The organism is Nocardioides candidus, assembly GCF_041321175.1.
Lineage (GTDB): Bacteria > Actinomycetota > Actinomycetes > Propionibacteriales > Nocardioidaceae > Nocardioides.
The window spans coordinates 210,063-228,115 of record NZ_JBGGWC010000002.1; the positions used below are offsets into that span (position 1 = coordinate 210,063).

Here is an 18,053-nt window from a genome sequence, read left to right on the forward strand (position 1 = left end):
CTCACAACCGCTCCGGGATCTTGCTCTCGAGCTTGCTGAAGACCAGCTGGCCGATCGTCAGCATGACGATGCCCAGCCCGACCATGCCGGCGCCCCAGATCAGCAGGTCGGGCGGCAGGTGCTCGGCCTCGGTCTGGTGCAGGTCGGAGGTCGTGCCGACCCAGAAGGCGCGCTGGATGAGCAGCACGCAGTCGGCCAGCGGGTTCCAGAGGTAGTAGTGCGCCGCCTGGCCGAACCGCTCGTGCACGATGCTGTAGGGGTAGATCATCGGCACGCTGAAGCGGATGAACATGTGCAGGATGTTGACGACGTTGCCGAAGTCGCGGAAGTAGACGTTGGCGGCGCTGAAGAGCAGCGCGCCCGCCGTGCCGAGCAGCATCGCGATGAGGAAGCCCAGCACCATCGCGAGCATCCCCGTCGGGTCAGGGGTCCAGCCGAGGGCGATGCACCCGGCGATGAGGATGACCATCTGCGGGAAGACGTGGAACAGCGAGACCAGCATCGAGGCCACGGGGAACATCTCGCGCGGCAGCGCGAGCTTCGCCACGAGCGACTTGTTGCGCACGATCGACCGGGTGCCGGCAGCGAAGGTCTCGGTGTAGAAGTGCACGACGACGAGGCCGCAGAAGATGTGGATGCCGAAGTTCTCGACCGACTTGTGGAGCCCGAGGATCGTGCCGAGCACGAACCAGTAGATGAAGAACTGGCAGGCCGGGCCGATGTAGGACCAGATGAGGCCGAGGAAGGAGCTCTGGTAGCGCGCGCTCACCTCGCGCTTCACCAGCAGCTTGAGCAGGTAGCGCTTCTGGAACACCGCGAGCAGGCCGTTGTTGGCGCTCGGCGGCGTCAGCGGCACGTCCTCGATGCGGGCGGCGTGCTCGGCGGCCGCCACGGCAGCGACCTCCTTGCGGTCGCGCTGCCGCACCTCACGACGGCGGCGCCGTTCGCGGCGCCGGTCCTCCTGCGGCAGGTCCGACAGCGGTACGTCGGCCAGCGAGTCGTCGTCGAGGTCGAGCTCGGGCTCGTCGTCGCCGGGCTCTTGCTGGGCTTCGGGCTCGGGCTGGCGTTCGGGCTGGTCTTCGGGCTGGGCTTCGGGCTCGGGCACCGGCGGGTAGACCCGCTCGGCGGTCGACTCGACCTCCCGCTCCGGCTCGACGTCCCGCTCCGGCTCGACGGGCGCGACCGGCTGGACGGGCGCGACCGGCTGGACCGAATCCGTCGGAGCGGGGCCGTCCTCTACCTGCGGCGGGAGCTGCGGAGACCGTCCACGACGGTTCCGGTCCCCCGCGTGCTTGCCTGCCGCCCGACGCCGAGCGCCGAATCTCATTCCTCGTCGATGCCTTCGAAGGTCAGCTTCCAGCGCTCCGGCGAGGTGAGCTCGGGCAGGGCCGTGCGCCAGCGCTCCGCCAGCTCGTCCCACTCGCGGTAGAGCTTGGCGTGCATCTTCAGCGACCGCGACATCTGGTCACGGAACTGGGCGGGGTCACGGCGGTACCACGACGCCGCGACGCCGTCGGCCGACGAGACGATCGCCGAGTCGAAGTGGGCCAGCCGGTACCACCGCTGGTCGACGTGGGGCACGATCCCCTCGGGGTGCTCCTCGGCGAGCTCCCGGGTCGGGAGCGCCTGGCGCAGCAGGCCGGTCGCGGCCATCTTCGCCTTGCCGACCGTGGTCGACGGCACCGGGATGCCCTTGCCACGCTTCTCCAGCTTCTTGCGGCGCGGGGCCGGGAAGGCGTCGAGCTCGGGCTTGGACTGGCCGTCGTCGTAGTCGTCGCGCAGCGCGCGGACCTCGCCGAGGCGGTGCAGGATGTCGTGGTGCATGCGGTCGGGGCCGTCGAGCACGTCCTGGAGCGCGAGCAGGATGGTCTCGCCCGTGCCGTACTGCATCGACATCAGCCGCTTGGTGTGGTTCTCGAGGCTCTCCCGGACGAGCTTGCCGCCGTGCGGGTAGGGCGAGTGCAGCAGGGCCGACACGAGGCGGTTGCGCTCGTGGAAGTAGGCCTGCCAGTCGAGGGTGTCGTCCTTCTCCGTCCACGGCACGTGCCAGACCGCGACGCCCGGGAGCGTCACCGTCGGGTAGCCGGCAGCGCCGGCCCGGAGGCCGAACTCGGCGTCGTCCCACTTGATGAACATCGGGAGCGACAGGCCGATCTCGCGGATCACCTGGGTGGGGATGAGGCACATCCACCAGCCGTTGTAGTCCACGTCGATGCGGCGGTGCATCCAGGAGGTCGCGCGCAGCGACTTCTTGGCGAAGTCGTGTCCGTGGACGCTCGGCGCGACCGGGCCCCAGAACCACCGGTACTTCGCGATCGCCTCGCCGTAGGCGTGCATGACCGAACGGTCGTAGAGGCTGAACATCTGGCCGCCGACGAGCGACGGCGTCTTCACGAGGTCGGCGAACGCGACCGCGCGCAGCATGCCCTCGAGCTCGCAGACGACGTCGTCGTCGAGGAGCAGCACGTAGTCGGAGGCGCCCATCGAGGTCGCCTCGTTCATCGCGCGGGAGAAACCGCCGGAACCACCGAGGTTGGGCTGCTCGATCACCCGCAGCTTGCTGCCGAGACCGGCGGCGGCCGCCTCGTAGCCCGGGTCGTCGACGATCTTGTTGGTGCCCTGGTCGACCACGACGATCTCGTCGATGATCTCGAGGACCGCCGGGTTGGAGGCCAGGTTGACCAGCTGCGGCACGCAGAAGTCGGGCCGGTTGAAGGTCGTGATGCCGATCGTGATGCGGCCGGAGCGCACCTTGTCGGTCTCGAAGCCCCAGTGGGCGTCCTCGAGCACCAGCTCCCCGAGCCCGCCCTCGAGGTCGAACCAGTACCAGCCGCCGTCGATGAACGGCTTCAGGGGGAGGTCGAAGGTGATCGTCTCGCCGGTGTCGCTGTCGAGCCGGTGCGAGTCGGCACGGACGACGTGGCCCTTCGCGGTCGAGCGGTAGACGATGACGGACCCGTGGCCCCGCAGGCGGACGGTGAGCCGTACGGCGGAGAACTCCGTCCACCGGCGCCAGTAGCTGGCGGGGAACGCGTTGAAGTAGGTGCCGAGGGTGACCCGCCGGTGCGGGTCGACGGCCACACCGGAGGCATCGGTGATCCGGCCGAAGCCGGACATGCCCGAGCCCTCGGACTCCGACTCGTCGTCATCGTCGTCCTCATCGGCGGAGGCGCTCTCGAAGTCGCCACCGGACTGCCGCGACATCGAGTCGCCTCCCGAGGAGAAGCTGGTGATCCCGCTGACGTAGAGCGACTGGACGTCGAGCTCCTGGTCGTTGGGGAGGACCAGCCGCTGAACGACCCGGAAGCCCTCGTCGTCGTTCGACGCGGACGGGGTGACAGTGGCGGCTTCGCTCACGTGGCCTGTATTCCTTCGACTCGCCGGTGGGACGGAGATCAAGGTAGCAGCGGGACGGTGGTGAACCGGGAATCCAGCACGGGGCTCCGGCCGTGCCTGATTGGTCACATCTCGCGCCGGGGACCCCTCCCCACACCCTGATCTGCGCGCCGATGGTGGCTGCTAATGTCCGCCGCATGCCTCCCCGATGGCTGGACCGCGATCGGCGTGACCAGCCGGCACCGATCTACCTCCACATCGGCGGACCGAGCACCGGGACGACGTACCTCCAACGGCTGATGGCGGCCAACAGGGACGTCCTCGCGAAGGACGGCTACCTGCTCCCCGGCCGCAGCTGGCGCGACGTCGTGCTCGCGACGCACGACGCCCTGAGCACGCCGCAGGAGACGGACCTCACCCGGGCCGCCGACGGCCGGTGGCACCGGTTGGCCGAGGAGATGGTCGCCCACCGCGGCAAGGCGACCGTGCTCTCGATGGAGTTCCTCTGCTGGGCGAAGCCGCAGGCGGCCGAGCGGATCCTCGCGTCCCTCGACGGCGCCGACGTCCACGTGGTGCTGACCGTCCGCGACACCCAGGCGGTGCTGCGCTCACAGTGGCAGACCAACTGCCGCAACGGCGCCGAGGTGCCGCTGCGCCGGCTCATCTGGGGTCTGCGCCAGACGGTGGAGAGGGGTGACGGCACGCCCACGACCCGGCCCGAGCGGATGATCGATCGCGCGATGGGCGTCCCCCGCATGATCGACACCTGGGTGCCTCTGGTCGGAGCCGAACGGTTCCACGTCGTGACCGTGCCGCTCCAGAGCGACGACCCCGACCTGCTGTGGAAGCGGTTCGCCAGCGTCGTCGGGATCAACGCCGGCAGGTGCCGCGAGCGCGCGGTGGAGAGCAACGCCTCGCTCGGGCTGCCCTCCAGCGAGCTGATGCGGCTGCTCAACATCGAGCTCGGCCCGGTGACCCGCACCGACTACCTGCGCACCATGAAGTCGCTCCTGGCGCGCGACATCCTGGGCGAGCGCGCCGCCGAGGAGCGCAAGGTCACCCTCAACCGTCCCGGCCGCAACCACTCGGCCCGTTGGAACGAACGGGTCCGCGCGGCGATCGAGACGAGCGGCGTCGACCTGGTCGGCAGCCTGGACGACCTCCCCACCGAGAAGGTCGGGAAGTCGGTCACCGCCCAGCTCGACACGCCCACCGACGAGGAGCTGCTCCTCGCCGCGGCCTGGGCCCGACGCGGCCTCGACGAGGCGATCACCTCCCTCGAGGCGAGGATCGCGGCGTTCCGCGAGGAGCACGGGTACGGCGACGAGCCGGTCCTGCCGACCGACGGCTCCTCCGACGACGATCCCGACAGCGAGGACGACGGCGGCGAGCAGGACGACGACGGGCCCGACGACGACCCCGAGGACGAGGGACTGGACCGGCGCGGCCTGCTCGAGCGGCAGCTCAGCGACCGCGCCCCGGAGGTCGGGCTCGCCCTGACCGCGATCGCCGAGCAGGTGCGCGTCGCGATGCCGCTCGGCGCCGAGCTGGCCGCGCTGCGCGCGCGGGCCGCTGCCGAGGCGGCTACGCGAGCCGGCTGACGAACGCCGCGACCTGCTCGCGGACCAGCGGCTCCTCGAGCGCGAGGTGCTCGAGGATCGTGTAGCGATCGGGCCGGGTGGCGGGCGCCGCCATCACCGCCGCCACGAACTGGTCGTCGGACAGGCCGATCTCGCCGGGCGTCCTGGCGAGGCCGTGCCGGCCCAGGCAGGCCGCGATCTGCTCGAAGCGGGCGTCGTGGCCGCGCAGGTGGGTGGCGAAGAGGGCGCCGATGCCGGCGAGCTCGCCGTGGTTGGAGACGCCCGGGTAGAGCTGGTCGATCGCGTGGATGATCTCGTGGCACGCACCGCTGCAGGGCCTCGAGGTGCCCGCCACCGACATCGCCATCCCCGACAGCACGAGCGCCTCGGCCAGCGCGATCAGGAAGTCGTCGTCGGCGATCGTGTCCGTGCGGTGCAGCACCGCCTCGGCGGCCGTGCGCGCGAAGGCCAGCGCCAGCCCGTCGACGAGCTCGCCCCGCTCGCGCTCAGCGAGGAGCCAGTCCTCGATCGCGGAGAGGTTGCTGATCGCGTCGCCGATGCCGCCGAGCACCATCGCCGGAGGCGCGCCGCGCACGTAGTCGAGGTCGACCACGACTGCCAGGGGAAGCGCCACGCCGTAGGAGCCCTTGCCGTGCGGGTGCTCCAGCGACGCCACCGGTGAGCAGATGCCGTCGTGCGCAAGGTTGGTCGCCACGGCGACCATCGGCAGCGCCGCGCGGGTCGCGGCGTACTTCGCCACGTCGATGGTCTTGCCCCCGCCGATCGCCACCACGGCGTCGTACCCCTGCTGGCCGAGCGCCTCCTGCAGCGCGCCGGCGGAGGCGAGGTTGGCCTCCCAGACGTCGAACATCGTCGCGTTGGGCAACGAGGGCTTGATGCGCTCCCAGATCTCCTGCCCGTGCCCGGTGCCGACGGCGACCATCACGGTGCCGCCGCTGGTGATGGCACGCTCGTGGAGCAGCTGAGCGAGGTTCGCGACCGCGCCCGCCCGGATGTCCAGGTGCAGCGGGCTCGCGAGCATCCGCGCTAGTAGCGGCATGCGATCTCCCTGGCCTTGGCCAGGTCGTCGTGGTTGTCGACCTCGACCCATGCGGTGCCGGACGGCAGCGGGGCGATGTCGATGCGGAAGCCGCGGTGGACCATCTCCTGGTAGCCGTCCTCGTAGTAGAGGTCGGGGTCGCGCTCGAAGGTCGCCTGGAGCGCGTCCTTGAGGTGCGGCACCGCAGCCGGCTCGATGAGGGTGGCGCCGATGTACTCGCCGTAGGCCGTGGCCGGGTCCATCAGCTTCGTGATGCGGGTGAGCGCCAGGTCGTCGGAGACCTGGATCTTCATCTCCTCGTCGGCGAGCTGCTTCTCGGCGTCGATCGCGAGCAGCACGTCGGGACCGCGGTGCTTGAGCAGGGTCTCCTCGACCGCGACCGGGTGGACCGTGTCGCCGTTGACCATCAGCACCCCGTCGGTCATGTCGTCGCAGGCGAGCCACATCGAGTAGGCGTTGTTCCAGATCTCGGCCTTGTCGTTGTGCACGAGCGTGATGTCGACGCCGTAGCGCTTCTCCAGCGCCGCCCTGCGCTCCTCGACCGCGCCGGCGGCGTAGCCCACGACGATCAGCACGTCGCGCAGCTCCACCTCGGCCAGGTTGGCGAGCGCGATGTCGAGGATGGTGTCCCCTCCGGCGGTCCCGTCGCCGTCGCGCACGGGCACCAGAGCCTTCGGCAGCGTGTCCGTGTAGGGCCGCAGCCGACGTCCGGCCCCGGCCGCCAACACCATCCCGATCACAGGTGATCCCTTCGGTCGATCGAGTCCCCGCACCTGCGAGGACGACGCGCAAGGCTATCCTGCCCGGCATGAACGACCGACTCCGCGACGCCGGACGAAAGCTCGGGCGAGTGGCTCCGGGGTCGACCCGCCAGGAGGTCGACGCCCTCCGCGACCGGGTCGCCGAGCTCGAGGCCGAGGTGCAGGAGGCGCGACGACTCAACAGGCGCGTCGCCGAGCTCCTCGACATCGTCGAGGAGCTGCTCGTGCCGCTGACCCTGCGCGACGAGGAGAAGGTAAAAGCCTTCCTCGAGGCGCACTCCCTCGCACCGTGACCGGCGCGCGCTGATGGCCCGCACGGTCTACCTCCACATCGGTCTGCCCAAGACGGGCACGACCTTCCTGCAGACCACCATGTGGGAGAACCGCGACGCACTGCGCAAGCAGCGGTTCCTCTACCCCGGCACCAGCCGGATGGACCACTACCACGCCTCCCAGGAGGTGCGCGGTGCGTCACCCGCCAGGATGGGCCGCAACGCGGGCGTGTGGCGGCGGCTGGTCGACGAGCTCGCGGCGTGGGACGGCGACGGCCTGGTCTCCCACGAGTTCATGAGCATGGCCACGGCGGAGCAGGCCCAGGCTGCTGTGGCCGCGCTGGCGCCGGCCGAGGTGCAGCTCGTCGTCACCGTGCGCTCCTACGTCCTGCAGTTCCCGGCCGTGTGGCAAGAGGCCCTCAAGATGAACTCCGACCTGGGGTTCGACGAGTTCATGGACCGGGCGCTGGCCGGCAAGCTGCGCGGTGGCTGGAGCTGGCAGTCGCAGGACATCCCGAAGGTGCTGGGGAACTGGGCGGCAGCGGTGCCGCCCGAACGGATCACCGTGGTCACGGTGCCCCCGCCGGGAGCCCCCCGCGGTCTGCTCTGGGAGCGGTGGCGCGAGGCGATCCACCTCGACGACTCCGCCTTCGACCTCGACGTCAGCTACGCCAACGAGTCGCTCGGCGCCGCCCAGGCCGCGCTGCTGGAGCGGGTCAAGCCGCACCTGTCGGGCCCGCTCGAGATCGGCACCGTGCGGCACCGGTGGGTCCGCAAGTACTTCGGGCACGAGGTGCTCGTCCCCCAGCGCGGCGAGCGTTTCGGGCCGCGACCGCACCACGTGGCCGAGCTCGCCACCCGGTCCGCCGCGGCCAGGGACTGGATCGCGGAGCAGGGCTACGCCGTGGTCGGCGACCTCGACGACCTGCTCTCGACGGCCACCCCCGACGGCACCCACCCGGGGGACGTGCCCGACAGCGAGATCGTCGACGTGGCAGCCCGCGCGATCGAGCGGATGATCCGCGACGTGCGCGAGCTCACCACCGAGCGCGACCGGTTGAAGGCGAAGCTGCGGCGCCGCTCGCGCCGCCAACCGGTCGGCGGCACCCGCGCGGTGGCCGGTCGCATCCGCAAGGCGCTGGGCAAGTGAGCGGGCCGGACGACACGGAGCCCGCGGAGGCCCTCGGCACCCTGCGCGTGCGGGACGCCCGGCTCGTGCTGCCCACCGGCCTCGACCCCGCGTCGACCTACGACGTGCTGCTCAACGAGCGCCACGTCTGGTCGCTCCAGCCGCAGAACGACACGTCGGCCGGGCGCAACGGCCCGGTCGCGAAGTGGCCCGCCTCGCTCGAGCGCTACCTGGTGGGCCGGGCAGAGGTCGTGCTGCGCGAGCACCTCAGCGGCACCGTCGTGGCGCGCGCCCACCACGTCTTCAAGGGCGCCGCCGACGAGCAGGTCGACGTGGTCGACCGGGCGGGCAACCCGCTGATCATCGACAAGTACGGCAAGCTCATCCGCCCCCTCTCCGCCGAGGGCACCGACACCCTCGACGAGCTGATGGACCAGGTCGAGGACCTCCTCGCGTGCATGAACGAGAAGGCCGGCGTACCGACGTTCGTCGCCTACGGCACGTTGCTCGGCGCGGTCCGCAACGGGCGACTCATCGGCCACGACAACGACCTCGACATCGCCTACTTCAGCGAGCACGCCCATCCGGTCGACGTCATCCGCGAGGCCTACCGCATCGAGCGGGTCCTGCTCGCCGAGGGCTGGTCGGTCCGGCGGGGCTCCGGCGCCCGCATGAACGTGCGGATGCGGCTCTCGGACGACTCGGTGCGCTTCGTCGACGTCTTCACGGCGCACTGGGTGGAGGGAGTGCTCTACATCCCCCAGGACACCGGCTTCCGGCTCCCGCGCGAGACCATGCTGCCGCTCACCACGGTCGAGCTCCTGGGCCGCCGGGTGCCCGCCCCGGCTGACTACGAGACGCTGCTCGCGGCGACCTACGGCGCGGGCTGGCGCACGCCCGACCCGTCGTTCAAGTACGAGACCCCGCGGTGGCTCTCGCGCCGCATCGGCGGCTGGTTCGGCGGCCTGCGCACCCACCGCAAGCAGTGGGACACCTTCTACGCCGCCCACCGCTCGGCGGTGCCGACGAAGCCGTCGCCGTTCGCGCGGTGGGTGCAGGACACCTACCCCAGCGACCGTCCGCTCGTCGACGTCGGCGCGGGCAACGCCCGCGACGCCCGCTGGTTCGCCCGTACGACGGGCCGGCCGGTCACCGCGATCGACTACACGATCGGCGCGATGCTGCGCGCCCAGCGCCGCGCGTCCGACGCGCTGCCACTGTCCTTCGAGGTGCTCAACCTCTACGACGCACGCGAGAGCCTCGGCCTCGGCGTGCGGTTGAGCCGCTCGGAGCAGCCTCCCGACGTCTACGCCCGTTTCCTCCTCCACGCGCTGGAGGACGTCGGCCGCGAGAACTTCTGGCGGGTCGCGTCGATGGCCCTCCGCGCGGGCGGGCACCTCTTCCTCGAGTTCCGCACCGATCAGGACCGCAAGCGTCCCCACTTCTTCCAGCAGGCGGGCCGTCGCTTCCTCGCGCCGGCCGACGTGGTCGCCGAGATCGAGGCGGCCGGCGGCCGGGTGGTGCACCAGGAGGCCGGCACCGGCCTGGCGCCGTTCCGGACCGAGGACCCGCACGTGTGCCGGATCGTGGCGACCTGGTCGTGACGCGGTCGCCGTGACCCTGGCGGACCGGTCGTCTCAGCGGCGGCCGAAGCCCTTGGCGCGCGGGGGCGCGGCCGCCGGCGTCACGGGCTCGCGCGGCGGCTGGGGAGCGCGCTTGCGCGGGTAGAGCGCTTCGGCCTCGTCGAGCTTCGCCCGGTGGAGCCGGCCCGCCTTGATCCGGAAGTCCGGGTCCATGGCGGGCTCGGGCACCTCGTCGAAGCCGACCGGCGCGATCGCGAAACCGGTGCCGAGCTCGGCCAGCGACTCGTGCTTGGTGCGGTAGTAGTCGTCGTCGATCTCGAACGCGATGCCCTCGGCACCGACCGCCGCGGCGAGCTGGTGGAAGTGGTAGCGCGTGGTGAGCCAGGTCTGCAGCGGCCGCCCCGGGAAGCCCTCGTGCCAGAGCCGGACGAAGGACATGAAGTTCTCCTCCGGGATCAGGTCCGCGAGGAGGTCGTAGGCCTTGCGGTCCCGGTCGCGCCCGGGGATCGACTCGAGGTAGCGGATCGTGCGTCCTTCGAACCGGCCGCTCTCGATCATCGCGCGGACGGAGGCGACGATGGCGTCGAAGACCTCGGGCTCTGCGAGGTCGTGCTGGATGCTGATCCAGACGTCGCCCGGCCGACCGGTGGGGTCGGGCCGCGCACCGAACCCGGGGAGCGAGGGGAGGTTGAGGAAGGCGTCGTTGACGCCGAGCTCGACGCCCGCCATCTCCGCGCTCGCGCGGTCGCGCACCGACGCGTGGTCGCAGGCGCCGAGGTCGTCGCGGATGCGCTCGGGATCGATCGGCGGCATCAGGCCGAGGCCCGTGGCGACGAACCGAGCGTCGCTGAGCTCGGAGAGCCGCCGCGCGGCCCGGACGAGTCGACCGTGGTGCAGCCAGTTGGCGGTCACGTGACCGCCGCCGACCAGGTGCACGGTCGTCGCGCGGCGCGCCTCGAGCAGGCCGAGGTCGTAGAGCGGGGTGCCGAGGTCGCGCATCAGCCCGTCCACGGCAGCGTCGCCCTCGTCGGGGTCGGCGTCCATGGTCGCCCAGCTGACCCGCCACAGCATGTTGGTGAACTTCACCCGCGGGTGCAGACCCTCGAAGAGGTAGGCCGCCAGGCCAGGCTCCGGACAGTCGAGCACCACGTCGGTGTCGGGCTGCCGGTCCGCCAGGAACCGGAGCCACGACGCGGCGATGAACTCGTCGCCGAAGTTCGGGTGCCCCGCCGTCGAGACCAGATGGATGGTCGGCTGCTTGTCGTCTCCGCTCCCCTGTGACACGCCGTCAACCTAGCAGGGGCGCCCGCCCGGTCAGCAGACGAGTTCGCCCCGCACGTAGCAGCCTTTGCCGGTCACCTTGAAGTCGACGATCAGCGGCCGGTGGTCGGAGTGCAGGCCGGTGACGATGCGCTGCCCGGTGGCGATCACGCGACGGGTCGGCTTGTAGAGCACGTAGTCGATCAGGCGCTCGTCGAAGCCGTTGGGGAGCACGTGGGTGCCGGTCGCGGGCTCACCGAGCTTGTAGTAGCTGGCCCGCAGCTGACGCGTGCCCAGCGCGGCGTAGGGGAAGATCGGGTCCTGCTTGATCTTGTCCTTGCGGTAGTTGACGTTGAAGTCGCCGGTCAGGAAGACCAGGCCGCCCCCCTCCTCGGTGCGCACCTTGTCCACGACGGCCTGCAGGTTGGCCATGTGGAGCGCGTAGAGGCGGGTCCGGCGACGGTTGGCGTTGCGGCCACCGTCACCGCCCTGGACGGTCGGCACGAAGTGGTTGTTGAGGATCCAGATCGTGCGTCCGGTGAGGTTGTCGAGGAGGCGGACGCGGACGACGTACTTCGCGTGCATCGTCGAGGGGCCGGCCCCGCGGCTGCCGACGAAGGTCTCGGGAGCGAGCTCGATCCAGTCGCGGCCCAGGAACGTGAACTTGTCCGAGCGCCACAGGATCGGCTGGCCACCCTGCACGGCCGGCACCGGCATCCAGCCGTCCCACTGGCAGGTGGCGCAGTCGAGGAGGCGCTTGCGGACCTTCTCGCGGCGCTGCCAGCTCGACATCTCCTGGAGCGCCACGATGTCCGGCCCCTGCGCGAGCAGGTCCTTGACGTCGTTGAAGCCCTGGCGCGTCGTGGACATCGCAGCGGTGTTGAAGGTGGCGATGCGCACCGTGTCGGCCACCGGCGCGGGGTCCTGGGCCGCGGCCGCGCGCAGCGGCGCGGCACCGGCCGTCGGACCGATGCCGAGGGCGAGGGCGCCGACCAGGGCGAGGACTCCGCCGCGAACGAGGAGCTGTCGTCGAGGGTTCCGCACGGAGAATTCCTCCTGATCGGCGTGTCGCAACCGGATTTGCGATCACTGGTGTGCCAGGGTGCGAGTTTCACACCAGTTACTTGCATCACGCAAGCCCCCTGGCGTCCCAGTGGTCCCTCCAGCGACTTCCGGTGACCTCATCAGGCCATCTCGCGCGGTCCGAACGGACGTCGCCGCCCATGCCGGAGCGGCCTTCCGTCGTGACAGGGCGGCCTCACCCGAATTGACCAGGAGCACCGGTCGATCGGTCAGGAGGTCCCGGTTCGGGTCCCGGGTCCCTCCTCGCTGCGCAGACTGGTCGGCGTACTCCCCGCCACCAACTTCAGCACCTCGACCGGAGAAACCGACATGACCAGCTGCACCACCCCGGCTGTCCGCCGCATCGCCACCCTCTGCGCCGCCTCGGCCATCGCCCTCGGCGGCTCGATCGCCGGCGCCGCGACCACCTCGCCGGCGCACGCCGCCACGCTCCCCCAGATCTCGGTGGCCCACGACATGGTCAAGCCCGAGCTCGACCGGGCCAAGTCGATGTTCCTGCAGTTCGTCCGCACCGGCGACGTCTCGGCTCCGTCGTCGATGAAGGTCACGGTCACCGACGGCACCGCCACGGCCGGCAGCGACTACACCGTCGTCCACACCGTCTGGACGGTCTACTTCCGCGCCGGCAGCCGACTCGCGACCGTCGCCGTGCGGATCCTGGGCGACCGCGTGGCCGAGCCCGACGAGAGCTTCACCTTCACCGTCTCCGACGCGGTGGGCGCGACCATCGGCGACGACGCCGGCACCTACACCATCGTCAACGACGACTGAGCCGACCCCGCGAGCCGCGGGGGCGAGCTAACGGCCGCGTGCCTTCGCGCGACGGTAGGCCCCGCGCAGCCTGCGCAGGAGCGGGCGGTTCTCGGCCGCCTGCACCAGCGCGAAGCGCACCGGCTTCTCGCGTGCGGTCTGGGCCAGGTCGTCGGCCTTCGCGACCGCCGAGCGGCGCTCGTTGAGCACGGTGAGCAGGTCGGCGATCGTGGCGACGCTCTCCGCCAGGAGGGCGGCGTCGGACGGTACGGCGTAGGGGTCGGCCTCGGCGCCCGACGGTGGCGTGGCGACGTCGGGCACCAGCTCGTCGAGGTCACCGACCACGTCGGCGCCCATCGCGGCGATCCGGTCCGCGATGCCGCGAGCCGCCCGGGCGGCGTACTGCTGGTCCTCGACACCGAGCGCCAGCCGGGTCCCGGTGCGGGGCTCGAGGATCCGGTGCGCGAGGACGTTCTTCACGACCAGCGGATAGGGGCCGGGCAGCGGGAGCCGCTCGCCGAGCTCCGCGTTGACCCGACGCAGCAGCTCGGCCTGCTCCGCGCCGAGGGAGCTGTTGGAGCGCTCCAGCTCGGTGTCGAACACGGCCGGGTCGACCCCGAGGAGCCGCGCGAACCGGTCCCAGAGGATCGCCGGGTCGGCGCCCGAGGGCGGCACGGTCACGACGTGGACCTGCTCGGCCGGAAGGCCGGCGCCCCAGCGCTCCAGCACACCTGCGTAGTCCTGCACCTGCCAGAACCAGCTCCGGCCGGCGGTGTCGTCGCGCACGCTGCGGACGAAGCTGCCGAAGGAGGCCGCCGAGCGGTGCTTGACGTGCTCCTGCCACTCCGCAGCGATCTGGCGCACGTGGTCGCGCGCCGTGATGACGACGTGCACCTCGGCGCGGTCGGCGAGCGAGGCGACCGCCCGCGCGGCCTGCTCGGCGCTCGCGCCGGCGAAGAGCTCGTGCGAGACGAGCACCGTGCCCTCCCAGGCCAGCGACTGCTGGACCAGCCGGTCCCACATGCCCCGGGCCTCGGCCGGGTAGTTCTCGTCCTCCGCGAGGCCGCGCACGTCGAGCGTTGCGAGGAAGTGGTCGTGGAACCGCTTGCCCGGCAGCAGCAGCCCCTGCTCCCGCGCGGTCTCCCGCTGCGACCAGAGCACGTCCTGGAGGAACGTGGTGCCGGTCTTCGGGCTGCCGACGTGGAGGAAGACGCGAGGTCTCCGGGCGGCCATCACGATGCGTCCCCGGCCTGGGCGCGCGCGAGCCTGCGGCGCAGCCGACCGCCCACGCGACGCGCGGTCGGGACCAGTCCGGGCTCCGGCTCGACCACCGTATCGGGCTCGGCGCGGTCGACGAGCAGCTCGCAGATCGCCGAGACGGCGGCGGAGGCCTCGAGCTCGGGCGCGACGGCGTCCGGGTCGATCCACGGACCGTCGGGCGTCACAGGAACCAGCTCCTCGAGGTCGCCGTGGATCCGGTAGCCGCGCTTGACGAACCGCGCGTTCTGGCGCACCGCGATCTCGGCCAGCCGGCCCACCAGCTCGGGCGGGCACTGAGCGGGCGCCGAGGACTGCCCGGCGAGGATCGACTGCGCGAACACCCGCTTCACGACCTTGCTGTACGCCGGCTGCGGGATCCGCCCGCCGAGCTCCTCGTTCACGCGCCTCAGCACGGCCACCTGCACGGCGCCGAGCGTCTGGTTGGCCTTCGGCTCGTCCGTCGTCGGGTCGATCGCGGAGGCGTCGAAGCCGACGGCGTCGCCGAACCGGCGCCAGAGGACGTCGGGCGCCGCGCCGGACGGGGGGCCGACCACGAGGTGGACGTTGTCGGGCGGCAGGGCCCGGGCCCAGCGGTCGAGGATGCCGATCAGGTGCTGGTTGCGCCAGAACCCGTTCTGCCGCTCGAGCCCGACGTTGGCGCAGAAGTCGGCGAAGGTGACGGGGTTGCCGTTCTTCACGCGCTCCTGCCAGTCGGAGGCGACCTGGCGAGCCAGGTCGCGCGCGCTCACCACCAGGTGCACGTCGAGGCCGTCGAGCGCCGCCAGACCGCGGTCGACCTGCTCGCGCCTCGCCGCGCCGAGGAGCTCGTGACTCATGACCGTGGTGCCGGGGAAGGCGCGCGCACCCTCGCAGAGACGGTCCCAGGTGCCGTCGATCTGCTCCGGGCTGCGACCCCAGAAGTCGTGGGACTGCCGCAGCTCGATCGCCGCGTGGAACATGTCGTAGTGGCGGGTGCCGGCCGCGATCACGCCCATGGCCTCGAGCTCGTCGCGGTTGCGCCACAGCGCGCGCTGGAGGAAGGTGGTGCCGCTCTTGGGGGTGCCGACGTGCAGCACCACCCGCTGGGCTCGTTCAGTCGTACCGGTCACGCTCATGTCTGGGCAGACTCTAGTGCTCCGTGCCGCAGGCGTACGACGCCGTACCGCCGCTCAGCGGCCGTAGATGCTGTAGGGCAGCCGCCGCGAGTGGTCGCGGATGTTCTGCCAGTCGGCGAGGTAGGCGTCGTACGCGGATCGCAACCCGATGTTGAGCGAGGTCTCGTCGCTGCGCGACAGGGACCCGGCGACCCAGTTCTGCGACCCGGTCCACACCCGGTAGGCGCGCCGGTCGTGGCCCACGTGCCCCTTCACCAGGACGTACTTGGCGTGGGTGCGCACCTCGCTCCAGCCGTCGTCGTTGTAGTCCCAGCGCGAGTCCCACAGGCTGATCAGGTGGTGCTTCGCCATCGCGCGCATCCGGGAGGCGATCCTGCGCGACGGGGCGCCGTAGACCACCCGCACCTTGCAGCCCTGGCGGGCGAGGGAGGCGACCTTGTCGAGCAGGTAGTCGCCGCGCTTGCCCTTCCAGTAGAACATCGAGATGTTGATCCGGGTCCGGCCGAGGGGGCCGTGGCAGCGGATCTTCCTGAGGTCGTGGAGCGTCGGGTCGGTCCGCCTGCTGGCGTTGCGCATCGGGAAGAACCGGGCCACGAACGGCCCGTCGGAGATCTGCACCTTCCGTGACGACGCCCGGACGTCGTCGGTCATCAGCCGGTGCATCGCCTTGAACCCTCGGTAGAGCTTCTTGCGACCCTTGATGACGTACATGTCGTTCCACCCCAGCTCCGCACCCCCGCGGTTGAGGTTGGAGGAGCTCACCATCACCACGTGGTGGGAGTGCCGGGTGTTGCTGAACAGGTAGAACTTGCTGTGCATGTTGCCGCCGAGTCCGCGGCAGCTGCCGTCGCAGACCTTGACGTAGCTGCCGTCCTTGCCCCACGTGACGGCGCTCGCGTGCGGCTGCTGCACGCTGCGCAGCGCCCGGCGCACGCTGTAGAGACCGAACTGCTCGTCCGCCGAGTAGGAGTCCGGCCGGGTGCCCGGCTTGGTCCGCAGCCCGCCGTGCTCGGCGTGCAGCGGGCGGTTGCAGCGCCCGGCACGCGGGTCGCCGTCGGCCACGCCGTCGCGGTTGCGGTCGCGCACGTTGTCGGAGTTGAGCGCCGTGATCAGGCGGCGGGAGTTCTTGTTGTCGATGTCCTCGTCGAGGATCACCCGCACCTGCACGCCGCGACGGCACGCGTCGATCAGGGCGTTGACGGCCGGCGTCCAGTCCATGAGGTACGTCGAGATGTTGATCACCGGTCGCGGGTGCTTCCGCGTGCGCACCGTGTTGTTGATCGCGTGCTTGACGGTCTTCACGATGCGGTAGTTCGCCTCGTTGTCGCCGTACGGCTCGGGCACGTTGAAGCGTGCCCCGCCCTTCGGCCCCATCGCGGAGGCCGGCACGAGCAGGAGGGTGGTGGACAGAACGGTGACGAGCAGCAGCGGGACGCGGCGCACGGATCTCCCCGGATAGACGACAGGTCGGGATCGCGGAACAACGTTCACCAGCAGGATAACCAAGGGGGTGGTGCGGGTGGGGGTGGTGGGGCGCGGCGTGGCGCCGCCCCGGCCTCCGCCACGCGATCTCGATCGCGCAGGATTCCGCCGTAGCCCCCTGATGCCGAGTAAGGTTGGTCACTGCACCGCAGCACGACGGTGTGACCACGGGAGGGAAGCCGGGAGAAGTGGGCAAGCACGAACTACCGCGTCGCGCACGCCTGCTCCCTGTCCTCGGCGTCTTCGCGCTCGTCGCGGCGCTGCTGACCGTGGGTCGCTTCGCGATGGCCGACAACCAGCCGGTCGCCAAGGACACCACCGAGGCCTCCCAGCCGTCGGCGAGCGCGTCGGACAAGACCGACGGCACCGACGGCACCGGCGACGACAAGACGAAGCCCCGCGACAAGAACAAGCACGCGACCGACCACAAGACCGACCGCAAGAAGGACCGGCGGCGCTCGCGCGACCTGCGCGACAAGGTCCAGCTCGCGGCCGACGGCCTCGCGGCCGACGACGCCACGTTCCGGATCGCCAGCTTCAACGTGCTCGGCGCCTCGCACACCGCTCCCGGTGGCAACAAGCGCGGCTACGCCCTCGGCGCCTCGCGGATGGGCTGGGCGACCCAGCTGATCCGCGGCAACAACATCAGCGTCGTCGGGCTCCAGGAGTTCGAGTCCGCGCAGCACAGCACGTTCGCGCGGCTCACCGGCAGCGGCTGGGGGCTCTACCCGGGCATGCAGCTGGGCAACCTCGGGGTGCGCAACTCCATCGGCTGGGACACCAGCGTGTGGGAGCTCGTCGAGGCGCACACCCTGCAGATCCCCTACTTCCACGGCAAGCCCGTCCCGATCCCCTACGTGCTGCTCAAGCACAAGGGCACCGGTCGGCTCGCCTGGTTCATCAACACGCACAACCCCGCGAGCACCCGTGGTCCGGCGCAGCACTGGCGCGACATCGCGACCAGCAAGGAGATCGCGCTGATGAACGACCTCCAGGAGCCGCAGACCTCCAACCAGCTCGGCATCCCCACGTTCCTGACGGGCGACTTCAACGAGAAGGCCGACGCGTTCTGCGCCGTCACGGTCCGCGCCAACGCCCAGGCCGCCAACGGCGGCACCGCGAGCCCGTGCCGACTGCCCGCCAACAACGGCATCGACTGGATCTTCGGCTCCCGGCCGGGCGTGTCGTTCTCCCACTACGTCCGCCTCGACGGCGGCCTCGTCAACCGGGTGTCCGACCACCCGATGGTCTACTCCGACGTGACCCTCACCGGCGAAGCCCCCTACGTCGAGTAGACCCACCCCTCGCTCGCTGTCGCCCGTCCCCGCTGGTCGAGGAGGTCGCGCTAGCGACCGTCACGAGACCCCGCGACGTACGCGCCG

15 protein-coding genes are annotated in these 18,053 nt (G+C 71.1%); 6 read left to right on the forward strand and 9 right to left on the reverse strand.

Features of this window, described 5'->3' with window-relative positions; translation table 11 throughout:
* Nucleotide 1 precedes the first annotated feature (1 nt).
* A complete protein-coding gene (locus tag ACAX67_RS10805; RefSeq protein ID WP_370703853.1) occupies nt 2-1,327 on the reverse strand; it encodes an ABC transporter permease in 1,326 nt (441 codons plus the stop codon).
* Nucleotides 1,324-3,357, reverse strand: coding sequence for a glycosyltransferase (locus ACAX67_RS10810; protein WP_370703854.1), 2,034 nt, complete (start codon nt 3,355-3,357; stop codon nt 1,324-1,326). Before ACAX67_RS10810 ends, ACAX67_RS10805 begins: the two co-directional genes overlap by 4 nt.
* A 176-nt stretch (nt 3,358-3,533) precedes the next feature.
* On the opposite strand from ACAX67_RS10810, the gene ACAX67_RS10815 reads away from it, so the two are divergent.
* On the forward strand, nt 3,534-4,937 hold the full coding sequence (locus ACAX67_RS10815) for a hypothetical protein (protein WP_370703855.1): 1,404 nt from the start codon (nt 3,534-3,536) through the stop codon (nt 4,935-4,937).
* Here the strand turns inward: ACAX67_RS10815 and ACAX67_RS10820 are convergent.
* Nucleotides 4,921-5,976 carry an iron-containing alcohol dehydrogenase family protein gene (locus ACAX67_RS10820; protein ID WP_370703856.1) on the reverse strand — a complete coding sequence of 352 codons (1,056 nt, stop codon included), beginning with the start codon at nt 5,974-5,976 and terminating at the stop codon, nt 4,921-4,923. The two genes, ACAX67_RS10815 and ACAX67_RS10820, sit on opposite strands and share 17 nt — an antisense overlap.
* Nucleotides 5,964-6,707 carry a phosphocholine cytidylyltransferase family protein gene (locus ACAX67_RS10825; RefSeq protein WP_370704529.1) on the reverse strand — a complete coding sequence of 248 codons (744 nt, stop codon included), beginning with the start codon at nt 6,705-6,707 and terminating at the stop codon, nt 5,964-5,966. The genes ACAX67_RS10820 and ACAX67_RS10825 overlap by 13 nt, the downstream gene beginning before the upstream one ends.
* Before the next feature lie 77 nt (nt 6,708-6,784).
* Here ACAX67_RS10825 and ACAX67_RS10830 point away from each other — a divergent pair, with 77 nt between their 5' ends.
* Genes ACAX67_RS10830 through ACAX67_RS10840 form a run of 3 tightly spaced genes read left to right on the forward strand, consistent with a single transcriptional unit; the run spans nt 6,785 to nt 9,742 of the window.
* Entirely contained in the window at nt 6,785-7,030 is a 246-nt protein-coding gene (locus tag ACAX67_RS10830; RefSeq protein WP_370703857.1) for a DUF6752 domain-containing protein, read from the forward strand.
* 13 nt (nt 7,031-7,043) lie between these two features.
* Nucleotides 7,044-8,159: a hypothetical protein gene (locus ACAX67_RS10835; protein WP_370703858.1), complete on the forward strand. Its 1,116-nt coding sequence runs from the start codon at nt 7,044-7,046 to the stop codon at nt 8,157-8,159.
* The gene (locus ACAX67_RS10840; protein ID WP_370703859.1) at nt 8,156-9,742 is read left to right on the forward strand and encodes a class I SAM-dependent methyltransferase; all 1,587 of its coding nucleotides are present in this window, start codon (nt 8,156-8,158) and stop codon (nt 9,740-9,742) included. The genes ACAX67_RS10835 and ACAX67_RS10840 overlap by 4 nt, the downstream gene beginning before the upstream one ends.
* 33 nt (nt 9,743-9,775) lie before the next feature.
* On the opposite strand, the gene ACAX67_RS10845 is transcribed toward ACAX67_RS10840, so the two are convergent.
* Both ACAX67_RS10845 and ACAX67_RS10850 read right to left on the reverse strand, forming a co-directional pair.
* On the reverse strand, nt 9,776-11,005 hold the full coding sequence (locus ACAX67_RS10845) for a polysaccharide pyruvyl transferase family protein (RefSeq protein WP_370703860.1): 1,230 nt from the start codon (nt 11,003-11,005) through the stop codon (nt 9,776-9,778).
* Nucleotides 11,006-11,035: 30 nt separating this feature from the next.
* Nucleotides 11,036-12,025, reverse strand: coding sequence for an endonuclease/exonuclease/phosphatase family protein (locus tag ACAX67_RS10850; protein ID WP_370703861.1), 990 nt, complete (start codon nt 12,023-12,025; stop codon nt 11,036-11,038).
* Nucleotides 12,026-12,373: 348 nt separating this feature from the next.
* Here ACAX67_RS10850 and ACAX67_RS10855 point away from each other — a divergent pair, with 348 nt between their 5' ends.
* The gene (locus ACAX67_RS10855) at nt 12,374-12,835 is read left to right on the forward strand and encodes a Calx-beta domain-containing protein (RefSeq protein ID WP_370703862.1); all 462 of its coding nucleotides are present in this window, start codon (nt 12,374-12,376) and stop codon (nt 12,833-12,835) included.
* Nucleotides 12,836-12,862: 27 nt separating this feature from the next.
* Here the strand turns inward: ACAX67_RS10855 and ACAX67_RS10860 are convergent, their stop codons facing one another.
* Genes ACAX67_RS10860 through ACAX67_RS10870 form a run of 3 tightly spaced genes read right to left on the reverse strand, consistent with a single transcriptional unit; the run spans nt 12,863 to nt 16,632 of the window.
* Nucleotides 12,863-14,047 (reverse strand): hypothetical protein, encoded by a 1,185-nt coding sequence (locus ACAX67_RS10860; protein ID WP_370703863.1) that lies wholly within the window; start codon nt 14,045-14,047, stop codon nt 12,863-12,865.
* Nucleotides 14,047-15,189 carry a hypothetical protein gene (locus tag ACAX67_RS10865; RefSeq protein ID WP_370703864.1) on the reverse strand — a complete coding sequence of 381 codons (1,143 nt, stop codon included), beginning with the start codon at nt 15,187-15,189 and terminating at the stop codon, nt 14,047-14,049. Before ACAX67_RS10865 ends, ACAX67_RS10860 begins: the two co-directional genes overlap by 1 nt.
* 54 nt (nt 15,190-15,243) lie before the next feature.
* On the reverse strand, nt 15,244-16,632 hold the full coding sequence (locus ACAX67_RS10870) for a phospholipase D-like domain-containing protein (RefSeq protein ID WP_370703865.1): 1,389 nt from the start codon (nt 16,630-16,632) through the stop codon (nt 15,244-15,246).
* A gap of 227 nt (nt 16,633-16,859) precedes the next feature.
* Between ACAX67_RS10870 and ACAX67_RS10875 the strand changes: the two genes are divergently transcribed.
* Nucleotides 16,860-17,966 carry an endonuclease/exonuclease/phosphatase family protein gene (locus ACAX67_RS10875; RefSeq protein ID WP_370703866.1) on the forward strand — a complete coding sequence of 369 codons (1,107 nt, stop codon included), beginning with the start codon at nt 16,860-16,862 and terminating at the stop codon, nt 17,964-17,966.
* Nucleotides 17,967-18,053: the final 87 nt, after the last annotated feature.